The sequence below is a fragment of the Pseudomonas sp. B8(2017) genome (genome assembly GCF_002113575.1).
Taxonomy (GTDB): Bacteria; Pseudomonadota; Gammaproteobacteria; order Pseudomonadales; family Pseudomonadaceae; genus Aquipseudomonas; species Aquipseudomonas putida_Z.
Window position 1 is genome coordinate 1 of record NZ_NEIO01000048.1, and the last position, 1543, is coordinate 1543.

Genomic DNA, 1543 nt, shown 5'->3' on the forward strand with positions numbered 1-1543 from the left:
GATTTGCTGAGCAAGCAACAATACGCGGCCCTCGCCGCCGAACTGCAACTGCGTACCCAGGCGTTCATCGACGGTGAGTTCCGCGATGCCATCTCGGGCAACACCTTCGTCACCACCAACCCGGCCACCGGCAAGCAGCTGGCCGAAGTCGCCGCCTGCGACGTCAACGACGTGAACGTGGCCGTGGCCGCCGCCAAGCGCGTGTTCGAGCAGGGCACCTGGTCGAAGATGCAGCCGAACGACCGCAAGCACGTGCTGCTGAAGTTCGCCCAGCTGCTGGAAGACAACGCCCACGAACTGGCCGTGCTGGAAGCGCTGGACAGCGGCAAGCCGGTCAGCGAGTGCCAGAACGTCGACGTGCCGGAAACCATCCACACCATCCGCTGGCACGCCGAGCTGATCGACAAGATCTACGACGCCACGGCCCCGACCGGCAATGCCGCCGTGACCATGGTGGTGCGCGAGGCCATTGGCGTGGTCGGCCTGGTACTGCCGTGGAACTTCCCGCTGCTGATGCTGGCCTGGAAGATTGCCCCGTCGCTGGCCGCCGGTTGCTCGATCGTGGTCAAGCCGGCCAAGGAAACCACCCTCAGCGCCCTGCGCGTGGCCGAACTGGCCCATGAGGCGGGTATTCCTGCAGGCGTGTTCAACCTGGTACCTGGCGGTGGCCGTGAAGTGGGCGAGGCCATTGGCCGCCACATGGACATCCCGATGGTCAGCTTCACCGGCTCCACCGACACCGGCCGCCTGTTCCTGAAGTACGCCGCCGAGTCCAACCTCAAGCGCATCGTCCTGGAGCTGGGTGGCAAGAACCCGGCCGTGGTCATGAACGACTGCGAGGACCTGGACGAAGTGGCCCAGTTCGTCACCGCCGGTGCGTTCTGGAACATGGGCGAAAACTGCTCCGCTTCTTCGCGCCTGATCGTGCACAAGGATGTGAAGGACCAGCTGCTGGGCCTGATCGCCAAGCACCTGAAGGACTGGAAGCTGGGCGACCCGCTGGACCCGGACAACCGCCTGGGCGCCATGGTCAGCAAGTCGCACTTCGAGAAGGTCAAGTCGTACCTGGAATACGCCGCCGAGCACAAGCTCAGTATCGTCCAGGGTGGCGAGACCGAGGACGGCGTGTTCGTGCAGCCGACCATCGTCGACAACGTTGGCCGCGACAACAAGCTGTTCGTCGAGGAAATCTTCGGCCCGGTGCTGAGCGTGACCAGCTTCGAGACCATCGACGAGGCGATCGAGCTGGCCAACGACACCGTCTACGGCCTGGCGGCCTCGGCCTACACCGGCAGCCTGCGCAATGCGCTGCGCCTGTCGCGTGAAATCCGCGCGGGCGTGGTTACGGTCAACTGCTTCGGCGAAGGGGATGTCACCACGCCGTTCGGTGGCTACAAGGAGTCCGGCTTCGGTGGGCGCGACAAGTCCATCTGGGCCCATGACCAGTACACGGAGCTGAAGACCATCTGGATCAACGCTTCGTGACCTGAGCAAGACCGGTGCTGTTCTGACGGAGTTCGGCACCTGGCCGCCCTGTGTTGTC

At 64.5% G+C, this 1543-nt stretch carries 1 protein-coding gene; it reads left to right on the top strand.

Translation table 11 applies throughout. The features are described 5' to 3' along the window. Positions 1–1485, top strand: a 1485-nt coding sequence (locus CAG22_RS26880; RefSeq protein WP_085693501.1) for an aldehyde dehydrogenase, incomplete at its 5' end; no start/stop codon positions are given. Positions 1486–1543: the final 58 nt, after the last annotated feature.